Origin of the sequence: Jiangella alkaliphila, assembly GCF_900105925.1 — a bacterium.
GTDB lineage: Bacteria > Actinomycetota > Actinomycetes > Jiangellales > Jiangellaceae > Jiangella > Jiangella alkaliphila.
On sequence record NZ_LT629791.1, the window covers coordinates 6,470,224 to 6,485,803 of the forward strand.

Below are 15,580 nucleotides of genomic sequence, written 5' to 3' on the forward strand. Positions count from 1 at the left end.
TCGCGCTCCTGATCAGCTCTCGTCGTGACAACGATGGCACAACATCCTCCTATGTTGAGCGAATTCAGCAGGACTTCCTATGCATTGATGGCACGACGTCAACCAATGAGTTCGACGGCGCCGCTGCGGACCGAGGGGTTGAACGCAAGACGAGCTCGCAGCGTGTCGAGCCCGGCCCGGATGTCGGGTCTTCGGCCGATCACCGCTCTCGATGCAATCGAGGAGGTGGTCGTGCTTGGACGGCGGCGCCGACACCGGAACCTGGATCAGCTCCGCATCGATCAGCGTCAGCCAGATTCCGTCGTCCCCGAGCTGCACGCTGCCGGCGTGCCCGACGATCCCGTAGCTGCGCGCGGGCTTGACCGCGGCGTTGCGGGCGACATCGAGCAAGCCGGGACCGGACTCACAGTTGAACGTGGCGTAGTGCCCATCGTCGAGTGCGAAGCCCTCGGTGACGTGGAGGGCTCGGCCGTACACCGACTCAGGCTCACGGAGCACCCACAACAACCAGTCGACGGCATGCGAGGAGAACTCGTTGATCCGGCCGCCTGACAGGTCGAACGATAAACGCCAACGGCCGCTGGCCTCGATGTTGCGCCAGCGCTGCGACGGTGCGGGAGCATGCCAGCGGATCCACGCCGAGACGATGCCGCCCAGTCTCCCCGAGGCCGCGATCTCCTGCAGCGTGGCCGGCGCGGGCTCGTAGCGCTGGTTGAACGCGATCATGAAGACACCTCGGCTCTCGCGCACCATGGCCTCGATGGCGTGGGCGTCATCGAGGTCCAGCGCCATGGGCTTCTCGCACAGGATGTGCACGCCAGCGTCCACCGCGAGCTTGACGTACTCCAGCCGCGCGAAGCCCGGCGTTGCGATGACCACGATGTCGACCGACCCCACGAGTGCCTCCGCGGACTCTGCGACCTGGGCGCACCACTGCTCGGACTTGCCGCGGGCCCGCTCCGCGTCGATGTCGTACACCGCGCGGACTGTGGCCCGGCCGGTGAGGGCGAACCCGTCGACATGAGCTCCGGCGATCTGGCCACACCCGATGATCCCGACGCTGTACACGGTCATCGGACCGACGCCGCTGCAAGCAGCGTCCGCAGGTTGTCGGCCGCCTCGACGGCCTGCCGGCGCCTGGTTTCCGCGCCCATGTGCATCTCCACGGTCAGGTACCCGTCGTAGCCTGTCGCGGCGAGCGCGCTCAGATACGCCGGATACCCCACACGGCCCTCGCCAGCCGCGACATCACGGACACCGGCCTGGCCCGCGTTGCCGCCGGCATCGGTGAAGACGATGTCCTTGGCATGGGCACAGATCGCGGCAACGGTCTCGGCGGTGGACGCCCACGCATCGGCGTCGGACAGGTCGTCGGGCTTGGCCTTCGACTCGGCGGTGACGATCCGGCAGCCAAGCTCGACGGACAGATTCAGGAAGCCACGGAACGCGTCGATCGCCTCCTGGGCGGACCGCGGATCAACCAGATTCGGCCCGCCGCCCACGGCGGTCACCTCCAGCCCGAGGTCGCGGGCCATGGTCGCGACGTCTGACGCTTTCAAGCCGGCGGCATCGATCCGGCGCTGCCACACCTGGAAGCCGTCGAAGCCGTTCGCGGCAATCCACGCGAGCGTCTCCGGCAACGGCCCTCGTAGATCCTTCTCGCACATTCCAATGCGCATGCAGATCACATTCCTCCTGGGGAGGCGGCCGGTCGCCTGCTAGACATCCTACAGGTTGGTGACCTTAGGATGTCGCTCACGACACTGTCAAGAGGGCGGACACACCTTGAGCGACACAGAGCAGGAGCCGGCGTTCCGGCGCCTGGAGCCGCTTCCCCCACTGCACAAGACCGTGCAGGAGGAGATCCGGCACTACATCATCAAGCAGGACCTGCGCCCCGGCGACGCGCTCAAGCCCGAGGCCGAGCTGGCCCGGCTGTTCGGCGTGAGCCGCAACTCCGTGCGTGAGGCGGTCAAGGCACTGGAGTCCACCGGCGTCCTCGAGACGCGGCGCGGCAGCGGCGTCTACATCAAGGACTTCTCCTTCACCCCGCTGCTCGACAACCTCCCCTACGGCCTGATGCAGGGGCGCCGCGCGCTCAGCGAGCTGGTCGCGCTGCGCAAGGCGCTCGAGGCCGGCATGATCGCCGACGCCATGCACGCGATCACGCCGGAGCGGGTCGCCGCGCTGCGCGTCGTCCTGGCCGACATGGGCGAGCGGGCCGGCCGGGGCGAGAACTTCGCCGACCAGGACCGCGAGTTCCACCGGCTGCTCTTCGCCGACCTCGGCAACGAGATGCTGCTGCAGCTGTTCGACCTGTTCTGGCAGGCGTACCACCGCGCCGCTCCCCCGGTCCACGGCCGCGATCCCCGGCGGATCCACGCCCTGCACGCCGCCATCGTCAAGGCCGTGCTCAGCGGCGACGCCGAACGAGCCCGCGACGCCGTCCGGCAGCACTACGTCGGCATCGAGGAACGAGTGAGCGACAGCCCGCCATGAGTCGTTCAGCTTCACGTCTCGTCGATCGACCGAGTCGCCGTAGCAGTCCAGGTCCTCGGCGATGGCGACCGACTCACCGTGAGCTGCGACAGCCCTTTAGGCCACTTCACGAGCACGGATACGTCGAGCCGTCCCTAGGCATCGAACGGCGCGTGCGTCGCCGTCCAGATTTCGAGTCGACTCATCGTGTGCAAATCCCTGTCTTAAGGGCTTGGGTCGGCTTGTTTCTCAACTCTTCGACGTCGCTCGATGACCCGGCGACGACTGGTCCGGCAGGCCCGGGATCATCGTGAGCTCCGGCGGACCTGCTGCCCAGGCGATCTCGAACGGGTCGGGGAGCGGGTCGGCCAGGACCGCGCACGACAGCCAGTGCTCGCCGGGATCGAGATCGGCGACGAGGGTGGGGATCGCGGTCCGGGGCAGCAGCAGATTCGTGTTCGGTTCGGCGCTGATCACCTGACCGGCACGAGTACCGGTGAGGTCGACGATGCCGCTGGGCCCGGCGGCGCCACGCACCACGGCATGCCTCGGACCCGCGTCATCGAGCTCCGCCGGAGTTCCGTCCGGACGAGACGTCGCGAAGCCACCCTCCGCCGTCGACAACCGCCGGCCGGTCCGGACGTGATGGACCCGGAGGTGCCAGGGCGGGACCGCGGTCAACCAGGTCTCGATCTCGACGTCCTCGTACGGCGTCCATCGCGACCGGAGCACGGAGCCGGCGACCGAGGCGTCATGGACGTCCTCGCGAACGCGGTAGTGCTTGCCGTCGTCGGAAATGGCCAGCATGCTGTCCGCGGCCGTCGCAGCGAGTTCGTGGTTGGCCGCCGGCACACTGAAACCGAACCGGGTGGAGTAGGCGAACTTCGCGTACTTCTCCGCGGCGTGTTTCAGCGATCCGGTCGTCTGGCCGTTCACCAACGCCACGACGTGGGACGAGTCCGGGGAACGGTAGACGACCATCCCGGCGGGCGGGAGCGGGTGGACCTCGGCCAACTCGGGGAGCGGTTGCTCCTCGGCGGCCCAGAACGGGTGGCCGGCCGGCGCGGCGAGCGGAATGGCCGCCTTGAGCGCCCAGTACGGCGAGCCCGGCGAGTTGTACCGCTCGGTCATGTGCAGGTTCGGGTACCCGTAGCCGAGGGTCAGGGTGCCGTCCGGCGCGAAGATCGGCCGGCGCATCCACCAGCGGACGTTGCGCAGTGCCAGTCCCTTCACCACGCCCCACGGCAGCGCCTCGACGTCGGCGAAGGCCAGCGCCCCCCAGAAGCCGCTCTGAGCGAATCGATAGGTCAGGCTCCGCCCGTAGGGAAGCGCGCTGCCGTCGGCGGCGAACCAGTGGGCATGGTCCGCGGCGAACGCCACCGCCCGGTCCCGGAACCGGCCCGCGCGCGCCGGGTCGTCGTCGCCGGCGATCCGGGCGTAGATCAGCCCGTAGAAGTGCATCGCCCACGGGATGTACCAGTCGCCGTGGCCGCTGGGGCCGTCGTGGTACCACCCGGCGTCGACGGCGAACGTCTCGATGATGTCGAGCGCCTCGTGCATCTTCGCGGTGTCGTGGCGGGCGCCGACCCGGGCGAGGCCGAGGTTGACGAGAACGCGGAAGAACTGCCAGTTGTTGTGGACGACGGGGTGGTCGTTGATGCGGAGCAGCCAGTCGGCGACCCGGTCGCGCTCCGCGCCCGACAACGGGTTCCACAGCTCGTGCGGCACCATCGTCAGGCCGAACCCGATCGCCGCCATCTCCACCATGCGCTGGTCGGTGCCGGTGACCGGGCCCCAGTACTCCGGGTGGGTGGGGTTCGTGCCGTTCACCAGGCCTTCGCGATATCGGTCCCAGCCGTCGAAGGCGCCGCCGCCCGCGGCCAGCGGCGCCAAGGCCCACAGCGGCCGCGCGAAGCCCTCGAGTTCCGCGGCGGCGTCGTCGAACGAGGCGCCGGTGTGACCGAGGCGCACCCGTGCCGACCCCGGGCTGAACTTCGGCAGCAGCGCCGAACACCACGTACGGACGGCAGTTTGAAGGTCGGAGCGCGACCGGAGCCCCTCTGGACGAGTCGTCACGGCTGCCGAGTGATCTGTTTCATCGGGAGGTGCGTGACGGGGGTGGCGCCTTGGACGGAGTTGGTGGCGGCGAGGTCGGCGACCTGCTCGGCGGTGAGTGCGGTGTCGAACAGCCAGACCTCGTCGATGGCGCCGACGAACTGGGCGTTGATCCCGTCGACGCGGGCGCCGACCCTGATCCCGGTGCGCGCACCGGCCGAGACCGAGCCCGTGCCGATGGACGCGCCGGTAGCCGCGACCTGGCCGTCGACGTACAGGACGACGCCGTCGACATCACGCACCAGCGCGACGTGATGCCACTCGTTGTCCACGAAATCACCCAGCGCGGTGAGGGTCCTGGTGGATCCCTTGTCGGTCGAGATCTGGGCCCGGATGACGTTGCCGCTGTTGGGCTCGACCTGGATCCACCACCTCGGCCCGAACCGGTCGTGGGCATAGAGGATGGCCTGGTTGTTGCCAAGGTAGTCGGTACGGAACCACGTGGCCGCGGTGAACGGTTCACTGCCGAACGACAACTCGTCGGTCAGGGGCAGCTCCGCGTAATCGCCCGCGAGAGACAACCCACGGCCGAACCTCCCGGCCACGATGCCCGGTGTGCCACTGATCGTGGCATCGTGATCACCTGCGACGTCCGGAGTCACCGCCGGTGGGGGCGTGGGCACATCCAGCAATCGTTCGGGCACCCGCGTGAAGTAGATATCGTGGTGATACGTCAACTCCTGGTCACCGGGATAAAACCGCTCACCGCCCTCGAACAACACGCCGACCTCTCGGTTCCCGCGGCGTTCGTCGAGTACTGCTAGGTCTGAGTAGGCCGACGGGCCGTCGTAGACCTCGTAACTCGGTTCCCACGTCTCACCGCTGTCGAAACTCGACCACAACGTGAGCTTCTCCCGAGCCGTCGGATGGTTCGTCACGGACAGGATCACCCGGTCGGGGTTGGCAGCAGTCGCCGGCAATCGCGTCACCGATCCTTGAATCGTCGAGGTCACCACACCGTTGACCGCGTCGTACGGCTCATCGAACGTCTCACCACCATCACTGCTGGTGGTGTCGACCCGATGGCCGGCCGTGTCGCCTTGATCGCGGGCATTCAAGTACAACCGGCCATCGGCCAGCTCGACCGCCGACACCTCGTTCGGCCGCAAGTCAGGATTACCTTGCTCATCGACCGCACCGATCTGCCACGACAAGCCACCATCATCGCTGTACCGGACGTGACCGCCGGCTCCCGTCGAGTCGGTACAGGTCTGGCCCGCTTCAACGTAGGTGTGCCGGCCCGGGATCACCAGCCGGCCCGCGTGTTCGCCCTGCGTGAGCTGGATACCGTGGCCAGGCCCGGCCGATACCCTCCGCCAGTTTCCGGGGTTCAACATATCCGTGATGTCCACCAGATCCGACCAGGACGCCCCATGATCATCACTGTGTTGGATGTAGGTGGTCGCCGCCGCCCGACCGCATTCCACGTCCTCGCCGTCCGCGTCTGCGTCGATGTAGTTCATACTGAGCACGATCCGACCGGTCGTCGCGTCGACCACCGGCACCGCGTTGGCCCACTGGTCGTCGGAACCTCCACCGGCAAGCACCTGCATCGCTCCCCAGGTCGATCCGCCGTCAGTGGACCGCTTGACCACCACGTCACTTTCCCCCAAGTCGCCGGGACCGTCGACCTTGGCCTGGGCGAAGGCGAGGAGGGTGCCGTCGGTTGCCTCGACCAGGGCGGGGATCCGGAAGGTGTGGTAGCCACCCTCGCCACGCGTGAACACTGTGGTGCGGGTCGCCTGGGCAACATGCTCATCGTCCGTCGCCGAGGCCGGCCCACCGGCTGAGGCGGCAACCATTGCGAGTGCGGCGGCGCCGGTGAGGGCGGCGACCAGTGGCCGCCTTCGCGGTGTCGTCTTCGACATGTTGGTTCCTTCCGCTCGGTTCTGCTGGACGGCCGGGGAATGGCCGCACCAAGAGTCGAACTCAGGGAGGTGCGTTGATGATGCGCGCCGATCGAACATCGGAGTGAGGCGCCTTGGCTGGATCACGCTATGATTCAGTCCGATGTCCTACAGGTTTTCGACCGTAGAGTGACGCTGACGTGCTGTCAAGAGGAGGCGAGGCGAGGGTGACTGAACGCCCGTGATTGACCCATCCGGTCCGACGATTGGGACAGCAGGTCCCGTTGCACCTGACCGTGCAGAACGAGATCCGGAGCCCCACCATGACCAACAAGCTCCGCCCAGGCGATGCGCTGAAGCCGGAGTCCGAGCTGGCTCGGCAGTTCGGGGCCACCCGAAGGTCGGCCCACACCGCGCCGACGCCCGTCGTCACCGGCGAGTACCGCCTCGGCGACGTCCGCCACGTCGTCGCCTCCCCCGCCTGCGCCGCGGAGGTCCTCGGCTTCATGGCCCGGGTCCCCTTCGCCGCCGGCGTGGACGAGTTCGCCCACGCACCGCTCCGAGCGTGACCCCGCCCTCCCAACGACCGCCTCAGGGCATGCCGACCTCCGCCTGCGCCGAGCGGGTTCCGGCCGGCGCAGTGTCAGGGGTGCTTCTCGAATGAGGCACCGCGCCCTCGGGTCAGCAACTTGGCTGCCGTCCTCCGCTCCCGCACCTGCACAGGCGGCGGGCCGTCCGCCACCGAGTTGCAACCATGCACCGAAGTGTCCCCGTGGGCTGCGGAACGGAACGTCCTGTCCCGAGCTTGATATGCCACGCGACGGGCGGCAGGCTTCGGTGGAGATCAGTCGGCCAGCGCCTCCGGGTGGGGTCCACCGGCACGCCGCTGGCGCGAGCACGAGGTCGTGGTCCTGGCCGCGCGGCTGGACGAACCGCGCGATCGCCGACCGGGCTCGTGGGGCTACCTGGACCAGGTCCAGTCGCATGTTCGGGCTTCGCCGATACGGGCCACACCAGTGACGTCACGCGACTCGCCGGGCGCGAGGTTCAGCAGCGCCAGACCGCGCGTCGCGTCGCCGGCGCCGGCGACGGTGGCCGCCGCCCGCTCGAAGGTGACCCCGTCGGGAATCGAGGTGTGATAGCCCGCTGATGGCCTACTCCGCGTAGGTGCCCGGCCATGCGGCCGCCGAGCCGCACCTCATCCCGAATGGCCGACGCCCACGATCGTCGAGTGGTCGATCTCGGCCTCTCCGGCGACCGTCGGTGACTGCGACTGACTGGCGCGCCGGAAGCGATCGAGGACCTATCCGGGCAGCGTCCTAACTCCCACTAGCTGCCGTATACGGACCAAATTCGAGCTGAGATACTCAAGATCCTTCTCGGACAGGCTCCAGCTGAGCGCCCTCGCCGCAACTTCGACTTGAGCCGGGGATCGTAGGCCGCACAGGAGCACAGCGTCGGGCGGAAGAGTCGCGCAGTATCAAATCGCCGCCCGCGCAAGCTGGTCACCGTCGGCGCCGAACCGGTCTCGAGCGAATCCCATGATCTCAAACAGCAACTTCGCGCCATCGGAAGTGAACCAATATTTCCGCCTACGATGGCCACCAGCTTCAACTGTCGCGAGCTATATTGCGCGCTTCTAGGTATCGCCCTGCGCCAGGATCTGCTTGAGAACAATCACCTTCCCATTTGCTCGCGCCCACTCGAATATGCATTTAGGGCCATGCGGGAAGGGGGTGAACGTGTTAAATCGCACCGTCAGTATTTCTCGGCTCCAGCGCGCATTCGTCGTGCCCGGAATACTAGCCGCCGGCGGTCTCGTGGTCACCGCTGGAAGTATCAAACGATTCTTCTCGCGATAGGGACCACCGCAAGTCAACGGAACACTGGTTTAGATCAACTAATTCCTCGCCTTAAGATCGCGCAGCAGGCACACTTCCGGTTCGTCGTCATTCCAGCCGTACTCGACGTACGTCATGCCTCTCAACACGCGATTCACGATCACTCCGGTGTAGCCCAACGTATCGCTCGGCAGCCGACCCATCGGATGCCAAGCGATCTCGCTGCACTTTTCTGGCTCGTTGTTGACTGGCGAGCCCCTCCACTGTGCGAGGCGGAAGATCACTTCGACCCGCGCCAGCTTGCTCGGTCTGAACATCAAGCACGCGAACTCCAGGTCGTCGGGGTCGGCCCGAACACCAAGTTCCTCATACGCTTCACGTCTTGCGCACTCAAGCGGTGTTTCGTCCGCCTCTACGTGGCCGGCGGGCAAGGCCCATAGGCCGTCGGCGTAGCCGGTTCCGGCCCTGCGCGCAAGGAGGACCAATTGCCCAGCCCTGGTCAGCATCACGTGGGCGGCCACCGCGTGACCGGGCGGCTTAACCTCGGCTCTTGGGTCTGCGATCACGACGCCTATTCTGCACGACGCGCGTGGTCACGCTTCGCTCGGTAGGACGAACATCGGGGCAAGCCAAGCTCGCGCGGCGCTTGTCCGTTGCGCTCCCATTCGCGTAGCCCCAGCAGGATCGGCGTCCGCACCGGGTCTGGCCGACCGCTCAGCATCGCATGCGGGATGCGGACCTCGTACACGCTGGCGGTAAGGTCGGTGACCACGGAGATCTCACGTCCGTCCAGGCGTTCCACCGCGGCCCGGTCGTACACAAGAATCTGGCGGTCGACGTGCTCGACCACCTCAAACCGTCCCGCGGGTCCGTAGAGAAGGATGTTGAGTTCAGCCCTTCGATCCCTATCCGGTAGCTCCAGCCGAACGCTCCAGCGATCTCCGCTACTTGTGATGGCCGCTGGAGCCGATCCGCCGAATTGATCGCGCGCATGAACAAGGGCTCGACCAGAGAGAACATCATGCCATTCCGGCATCTCGGGCGAGCTACATGTGACGACGTTCGCTCCCAGTCGATCCACAAGATCCTCTAGCTGCAAACACGCCGTCGACGGCCGGCACGAAGCGCACAGCGAAGCTCCCCGCCGCATCGCTGACGTGGCAGACGAGGCCAAGAGACCGCCGGCTGCATCAAGGCGCATGGCCGAGGCGGCGCGCGTCCGCAACGGGACGGATGGGGGCTCCTAGGCGGCTCTGTCGATGACCTCGAGGTGCTGCGCCGGCCCGCCGACGGTTCCCTGCGCCGGGCTCGATCCTCGCGGAACCCGGGGAGCCTCCGGTCATCAAGGTTTCATCGATGCTCCCGAACGGCACCCGGCGCTCAGCAACCCGCCGCCGTCGAGCGTGATCGGGCTCCGCGGCACCGCCCCCGGCGCTGACCGACGCCCGGACCTCCTGTGGGTGCACTACGACGGGGACGAATCGTTTCCGACGGGCAGCTCGCGTCCCCGGTTCAGATGGCGAATAGTGTTCCTCGAAGCGAAGTGGGCGAAGTCCGCGGCGACGACACGCCGCACGGTCGCCGAAGCTCTCACCGCTGCCACCTGCCTGATGTTCACCAACGAACGCGGCATGCCCGATGGCGTCCAGCTGCGTTCCGCCTTGACCCGCTGGGCCTTCAACACCAACCGGCGCGACGATCCCAACCAGCCCGCCTGGGTCAGCGATGCGCTGCGCTGGGCGTCCAGCCATTCCAGGCCGGCCGCAGACCTGGCCGACACCGACGTGCTCCGCCAGTTGCTTGACGGCATCGCGGTCCGCCTCGACGGCGGCGCCCGCGCCACGAGCGTCACGTCCCGCTGGCGGAAGATCCTCTACAACCTGGCCGAGCACGCCGTCGACCGGAAGATCCTCATCGCCAACCCGCTCCCCGCCGTCAAGCAGCCGGCACAACGCATCGCCGAGGTCGACCCGCGCACCGTCGCGAACCCGACCCAGGCACGCGAGCTGCTCGCCGCGGTCGCGGCTCAAGGACCGACTGGCGAGCGGCTCGAGGCCTACTTCGGCTGCCTGTACTACGCCGCCATGCGCCCCGAAGAGGCGGCCGACCTCGGCCGGGACAACCTCGATCTTCCGAAGAAGGGTTGGGGCTGGATCTACCTGGACGCGGCCAAGCCACACGCCGGCAGCGACTGGACCAACACCGGCGAGGCGCGTGACGACCGGCCGCTCAAACAGCGCAACGTTGGTGAAGTCCGCAAGGTCCCGTCCCCACCCGAACTGACCGCGTTGCTGCACCACCATCTCGGCACCTTCGGCACCACCCCCGAGGGCCGGTTGTTCGTCTGCGAGCGCAGCACCGGCCACCTCCCCGCCTTCACCGTCTTCCGAGTCTGGAGGAAGGCCCGCGAGGCCGTGTTCGGTGCCGCGGCGGAACGTGTGCTGATCGCCCTGCGGCCATACCACCTGCGCCACGCCTGCGTCTCGACGTGGCTCAACTCCGGCGTCCTACCGACCAAAGCGGCGTCATGGGCCGGACACTCCGTCGAAGTGCTGCTCAAGATCTACGCCAAGTGCACCGACGGCGACGACGAGCTGTACCGCGACCGGATCGACGCCGCGCTCGGGCGCGAGCGCGGGCCGCGAAAACTTCGACACGTATTCGACAAGAACAGCCGTAGAGACCCGCCTGGAGCCGTGAGCGGCCGGACACACGAAAGCGCCCCTCAGCTGCGTTTCCGCAGGTGAGGGGCGCTTCACTGGTAGCCCCGACGGGATTCGAACCCGCGCTACCGCCTTGAGAGGGCGGCGTGCTAGGCCGCTACACAACGGGGCCATGCGACCGAGGTCGCGAGGTGAAACTGTACCCGAGCCTCGCGATGACTCCAAACCCGCTGGAGATCGTGCCAGCCGTGCCGGGCGCTGGGGTACCAGGACTCGAACCTAGACTAACTGGACCAGAACCAGTCGTGCTGCCAATTACACCATACCCCACTGGATCGGGCGGGTATCCCGCTCGACCGCCCGGTAAGGATAGCGGTCGGACGGGGTTCGATCCAAACCGGCCGCCCGACCGCCATCCATGATCAGGTGAGCCGCAGCAGCAGCCGGTCCAGGCCGGCCAGGTACCCCGTGGCCGACGCGTTCCGACCGGTCAGGGTGAGCGTCAGCGAGTGTGATCCGGCCGACAGCTGGTGCGTCCCGAGCGAGACCGGGTCGGCGACGCGGACGCCGTCGTTGAAGCCGTCGAAGGCGGGGCCGGCGGGCGAGCCGTCGATCGACAGCTGGACGATGCCGTAGTCGATCGCCTGGGTCAGCACGGCCGACACCTCGTACTCGCCCGCCGCCGGCACGTCGAACGACAGGGTCGCCACATCCGAGGCGGACACCGCGCGGAACCACAGCTGCGCCCCGCCCGACCACGACACCCCGCAACAGTTGCCCTGCGGCTCGATCGGCGCCGTGGCGGACACCGCCGGCAGCAGCGATTCTCCCTCGACGCTCAGGGTCCGGCCGCTGGTCGCGGCCGCGACGTCCGAGTAAGCGCCCGCGTTCCCGGACGAGTCCACCGCGCGCACCCGGTAGTGCCAGGTCTCCCCCAGCCCCAGCCCGGAATGGACGAAGCCCGGCGAGGTCACCGTCCCCACCAGGGTCGACGGCGACGGGGTGAAGTCCGGCGAGGGCGACGCGTGGACCTCGTAGCGAGCCACCGACACGTCGTCGACGGCGCGATCCCAGCGGACGGAGACGGCGTTCTCCTCCGCGCCCGACGCGACCAGCCCGGTCACGGCGCCCGGCGGCGTGTCGTCCGCGAACGGCGGCACGTGCGAGAGCACCTCGTACGACGACGCGGTCCAGGCCGGCGCGCCGTCGACGGGCGTCAAGGAAACGGAGACCGACGACTTCCCGGACGTCACCGACGGCGGCAGCTCGAACTCGTCGTGCAGCCAGCGCGAGTGCGTGTTGCCCAGCGGCTGGCGCCACTCCCCGACCTCGACGCCGTCGACGGAGACCGTCACGGCCTGGCCGGCCTCGGCCTGGTCGGACAGCCGCCGCAGCCGGACGCCGTCGTTGTGGCGGTCGACGTCCACGTCGAACGTCGTCGCCTCCGTCACCGACGAGACCGTCGCCGTCATGGGCACGACGTCGTCGTCGCCCTCGAAGGTCGACGTCAACGACGCACCGCCCGACCCGGCGGCGACCACGTCCGTCACCCGCAGCGCGGACGCGTCACGGTGGCCGTACCAGAACGCCGTCGAGCCGTAGACCGCCGGTTCGTTCGCCGTCGGCCCGTGCTCGATGCCGAACCGCAGCCCGGAACGGAACTCGACCGCGTCGCCGATGAGCAGCCGGTACGCGGCGTCGCACTGGTGCTCGCAGCCGAAGCCGCGGGTCTCCATCTCGGGCGCGCCGTTGGTCGGGTTCGAGAACTCGTTGCGGTTGAAGTACCAGCCGCCCTCGTAGAAGTCCTCCGAGCCGGTGCCGTTGAGCTGCGGCGTCCGCGAGCCGTCGACGTACACCCGCTCGTCGCCCTCGAGGTAGTTGCGGATGTTGCCGCCGGTGATGCGGCCCTCCATGGTGTGGTTGACGCCGACGAACTTGCCGTGGCCGACGACGTCGAGGAAGACCCAGTCGCGGCCGAACTCGGTGTCGCCGCGGCGGCTCTCGGCCTGGAAGTAGCCCAGCGACGGCGACCCGCCCCGCAGCCCGCGCGCGATCGACGGGTCGCGCGCGTAGGTGATGGACGACGACCCCGCCTCCAGCGCCACGTCGGACTCGTTGACCAGCGTCACCTCGGCCGACCGCCCGTAGGGCATCGGCCACCACGACCGGTACCAGCCGTCGTCGGCGGTGTCCATCGAGTACATCAGCGACCGCACGTCGTTCTCGCCGAGCCCGGAGCCGTAGAACTCGCCGACCGGCGCGTCCACCGTCTGCTCCCCGTCGAACTCGATCCGCAGCCGCAGCCCGCTGAGCAGCGCATCGGACACCGCGACGACGGGCTCCTGGCCGGGGTCGGGCGGATAGGTATAGGTGTGCTCGCCCTGCCAGCGCTGCTCCACGATCTGGTAATCGTGCGCGGCCTCACTCTCCAGCGCGGCCGGCGACGCGCCGACGTCCAGCTCGTCGGTCCGGACGTCCGAGCCGCCGACCACCGAGTCGACCCAGTAGCGGAACTCGTTGAAGTCGATGCCGGCCGAGACGAACGTGTTGGTGACGGTGATCTCGGACTTGCCCGCGGTGGCCGACGCCGGCAGCAGCACGGTCTGGTCGGTCCACTGCCCGCCGCTGCCGGTGATCGGCTCCCACGACCCGGCCTCGACGCCGTCGACGGCGATGGTGGCGCGCTGGTCGCTCGACAGCGTGTCGAGCCGGCGGGTCAGGCGCACGCCCTCGTTCGACGGGTCCACGGCGACGGTGAACGTGCTGGTGCCGACGTGAGCCCGGCCGTCGTCGCGGATGGCCGGGCCGACCTCGGGGCCGACCACCTGCGGCAGCTGCAGGGCCAGCTCCGTCAGCAGCCCGGACCCGGCGAACCGGCCCAGCCGCAGGCTCTCCCCCGGCTCGAGGGCGAAGTCGCGAGTCGTGGTCCGCGCACCCGGGCGGTCCGGCTTCGGGTCCGCCGTCCCGTACGCCTCGAGCGTGGCCAACACGTCGGCCGGCACCTCGTCCGGGTCGAACGTGTCCACCCCCTCGGCCGTCGCGAACGTGCGGTGCGTGACGTGGTGGAACAGCGGGTTGTTCGTGGTCGAGACGCGCATCGACTCGCGGTACGGCATCGGCACCTTGATGGTGACGCCGCCGGAGCTCTGGTCGGCGTTCGCGACCAGCGGGAACACGAACGGCGCGCCCAGCTCGCCGTCGACGACGTCCTCGACCGGGGCGTCGAGCACCACCGTCCCGTCGAGCTCGATGACGATGTTGCCCGTGGCCGACACGTTGCCGCCGTCGCGGGTGAACCAGATGGAGTCGATCTCGCCGGCGCCGGTGTGCTCGGCGATGACGCAGCCGTGCTCGGCCTGGCGCAGGCACGAGTACGTGCCGACGAACCCGTCGTCGTTGCCGCCGGCGCGGTCGTAGCTGGAGAACTGCTCGGCGCCGACGCCGGTGTGCAGCTCCGGCAGCCGGTCCAGCTGCCCGAAGACGTCCCACCCGACGGCGCCGTTCGGTGCGGCGTCGACGGCGTCGGGCGCGGCCGCCGCTGCGGGTGCGGCCGCGGCCGGCGTGGCGATGAGTGCGGTGATCAGGATCAGTCGGGCCGGCTTCATGTCACTCCTACTGGGTGGCGTTGCGGGCATAGACCTCGGCGGCGTTCTCCTGCGTGATCAGCTCGGTCTCGAGCATCTGCTCCTGGTCGACGTCGGCGCACTCGACGAGGATCTGCTGCGCGGTGGCGATGGCCTCCTTGCCGCCGGTCGGGTAGACGAAGGTCGCCGACAGCCGGCCCTCCTCGACCGCCTTGATGCCGCCGGACGGGATCGGCAGCGCGTCGATGCCGATGAACTGCATCTCTGCCTCGCGGCTGGCGGCCTGGGCGGCGAGGTAGGCGCCCTCGGCCATCGGGTCATTGTGGGCGTAGACGACGTCGATGCCCTGGTTGGCCTGCAGGATCGCCTCGAACTGGCTCTGCCCCTTCTCGCGCAGCCAGTCGCCGACGCCCTCGGCGATGATCTCGATGCCGGCGTTGGCGGCGATGCCCTCGCGGAAGCCGTCGGCCCGCTCCTGCGCCGGCGTCGACCCGGGCAGCCCCTGCAGCTCGGCGACGGTGCCGCCGTCGGGCAGCAGCTCGGTGGCGACGTACTCGCCGGCGGCGCGGCCGATCTCGGTGTTGTCGGCGCCGATGAACTGGGTGTACGCGTCGCTCTCGATCTTGCGGTCGAGGACGATGACGGGGATGCCCTCGTTGTAGGCGCGCTCGACGACGGCGGTCAGCGGGGCGGCCTCGTTGGGGCTGATGATGAGCAGATCGATGCCCTGGGTGAGGAAGTTCTCGACATCGGCGACCTGCTTGGCGTTGTCCTGAGCGGCATCGGCGAACACGACCTCGAACTGGTCGACCTCGCCGGCCGCGGCCTCGATGTCGTCGTCCATCTGCTGCCGGTACGGCTCGGCGACGTTGGCCTGGCTCATGCCGATCAGGTACTCGCCGTCGGCGCCGGCGCACTCCGCGCCCTCGTCGGCGGTGGCGTCGCCGCCGGCGGACTCGGGGACGTCGGACTCGGTGCCGCAGGCGGCGGTGATGATCAGCGCGGCGCCGCACAGGGCGGCCATGGTGCTGGTGGATCTGGACATGGGGGTT

The 15,580-nt window shown here is 68.7% G+C and carries 11 protein-coding genes and 2 tRNA genes; 3 read left to right on the forward strand and 10 right to left on the reverse strand.

What is annotated here, in order from left to right; genetic code table 11:
- Positions 1-12: 12 nt before the first annotated feature.
- Complete coding sequence (locus BLV05_RS29850; RefSeq protein WP_082155873.1) at positions 13-1,074, reverse strand: Gfo/Idh/MocA family protein; 1,062 nt, start codon at positions 1,072-1,074, stop codon at positions 13-15.
- Complete coding sequence (locus BLV05_RS29855; protein ID WP_046773069.1) at positions 1,071-1,640, reverse strand: sugar phosphate isomerase/epimerase family protein; 570 nt, start codon at positions 1,638-1,640, stop codon at positions 1,071-1,073. The genes BLV05_RS29850 and BLV05_RS29855 overlap by 4 nt, the downstream gene beginning before the upstream one ends.
- Positions 1,641-1,785: 145 nt before the next feature.
- Between BLV05_RS29855 and BLV05_RS29860 the strand changes: the two genes are divergently transcribed.
- A complete protein-coding gene (locus tag BLV05_RS29860) occupies positions 1,786-2,499 on the forward strand; it encodes a FadR/GntR family transcriptional regulator (RefSeq protein WP_197683405.1) in 714 nt (237 codons plus the stop codon).
- A gap of 228 nt (positions 2,500-2,727) precedes the next feature.
- On the opposite strand, the gene BLV05_RS29865 is transcribed toward BLV05_RS29860, so the two are convergent.
- Both BLV05_RS29865 and BLV05_RS29870 read right to left on the reverse strand, forming a co-directional pair.
- Complete coding sequence (locus tag BLV05_RS29865; RefSeq protein WP_160312764.1) at positions 2,728-4,554, reverse strand: DUF2264 domain-containing protein; 1,827 nt, start codon at positions 4,552-4,554, stop codon at positions 2,728-2,730.
- Complete coding sequence (locus BLV05_RS29870; protein WP_172860726.1) at positions 4,551-6,461, reverse strand: sialidase family protein; 1,911 nt, start codon at positions 6,459-6,461, stop codon at positions 4,551-4,553. The genes BLV05_RS29865 and BLV05_RS29870 overlap by 4 nt, the downstream gene beginning before the upstream one ends.
- A gap of 302 nt (positions 6,462-6,763) precedes the next feature.
- On the opposite strand from BLV05_RS29870, the gene BLV05_RS37335 reads away from it, so the two are divergent.
- On the forward strand, positions 6,764-7,009 hold the full coding sequence (locus BLV05_RS37335; protein WP_197683406.1) for a hypothetical protein: 246 nt from the start codon (positions 6,764-6,766) through the stop codon (positions 7,007-7,009).
- A gap of 1,331 nt (positions 7,010-8,340) precedes the next feature.
- Here BLV05_RS37335 and BLV05_RS29880 read toward each other — a convergent pair.
- Positions 8,341-8,847, reverse strand: coding sequence for an NUDIX hydrolase (locus BLV05_RS29880; protein ID WP_269149020.1), 507 nt, complete (start codon positions 8,845-8,847; stop codon positions 8,341-8,343).
- A gap of 5 nt (positions 8,848-8,852) precedes the next feature.
- Positions 8,853-9,131 carry a hypothetical protein gene (locus tag BLV05_RS36265; RefSeq protein WP_152691137.1) on the reverse strand — a complete coding sequence of 93 codons (279 nt, stop codon included), beginning with the start codon at positions 9,129-9,131 and terminating at the stop codon, positions 8,853-8,855.
- A gap of 676 nt (positions 9,132-9,807) precedes the next feature.
- Between BLV05_RS36265 and BLV05_RS29890 the strand changes: the two genes are divergently transcribed.
- Positions 9,808-11,028, forward strand: a complete 1,221-nt coding sequence (locus BLV05_RS29890) for a tyrosine-type recombinase/integrase (RefSeq protein WP_052763199.1) — start codon at positions 9,808-9,810, stop codon at positions 11,026-11,028.
- 12 nt (positions 11,029-11,040) lie between these two features.
- Here BLV05_RS29890 and BLV05_RS29895 read toward each other — a convergent pair.
- From BLV05_RS29895 to BLV05_RS29910, 4 genes are all read right to left on the reverse strand, one after another.
- Positions 11,041-11,116, reverse strand: a tRNA-Glu gene (locus BLV05_RS29895).
- Between the two features lie 86 nt (positions 11,117-11,202).
- Positions 11,203-11,274, reverse strand: a tRNA-Gln gene (locus BLV05_RS29900).
- Between the two features lie 92 nt (positions 11,275-11,366).
- Positions 11,367-14,549 (reverse strand): glycoside hydrolase family 172 protein, encoded by a 3,183-nt coding sequence (locus BLV05_RS29905; RefSeq protein ID WP_063932662.1) that lies wholly within the window; start codon positions 14,547-14,549, stop codon positions 11,367-11,369.
- A gap of 7 nt (positions 14,550-14,556) precedes the next feature.
- Positions 14,557-15,573 (reverse strand): substrate-binding domain-containing protein, encoded by a 1,017-nt coding sequence (locus BLV05_RS29910; protein WP_046772932.1) that lies wholly within the window; start codon positions 15,571-15,573, stop codon positions 14,557-14,559.
- Positions 15,574-15,580: the final 7 nt, after the last annotated feature.

Coding starts and splice junctions, on each gene's coding strand:
- BLV05_RS29905 (WP_063932662.1), bottom strand. CDS start 14,549: ATGAAGCCGGCCCGACTGATCCTGATCACCGCACTCATCGCCACGCCG.
- BLV05_RS29910 (WP_046772932.1), bottom strand. CDS start 15,573: ATGTCCAGATCCACCAGCACCATGGCCGCCCTGTGCGGCGCCGCGCTG.
- BLV05_RS37335 (WP_197683406.1), top strand. CDS start 6,764: ATGACCAACAAGCTCCGCCCAGGCGATGCGCTGAAGCCGGAGTCCGAG.
- BLV05_RS29850 (WP_082155873.1), bottom strand. CDS start 1,074: ATGACCGTGTACAGCGTCGGGATCATCGGGTGTGGCCAGATCGCCGGA.
- BLV05_RS29870 (WP_172860726.1), bottom strand. CDS start 6,461: ATGTCGAAGACGACACCGCGAAGGCGGCCACTGGTCGCCGCCCTCACC.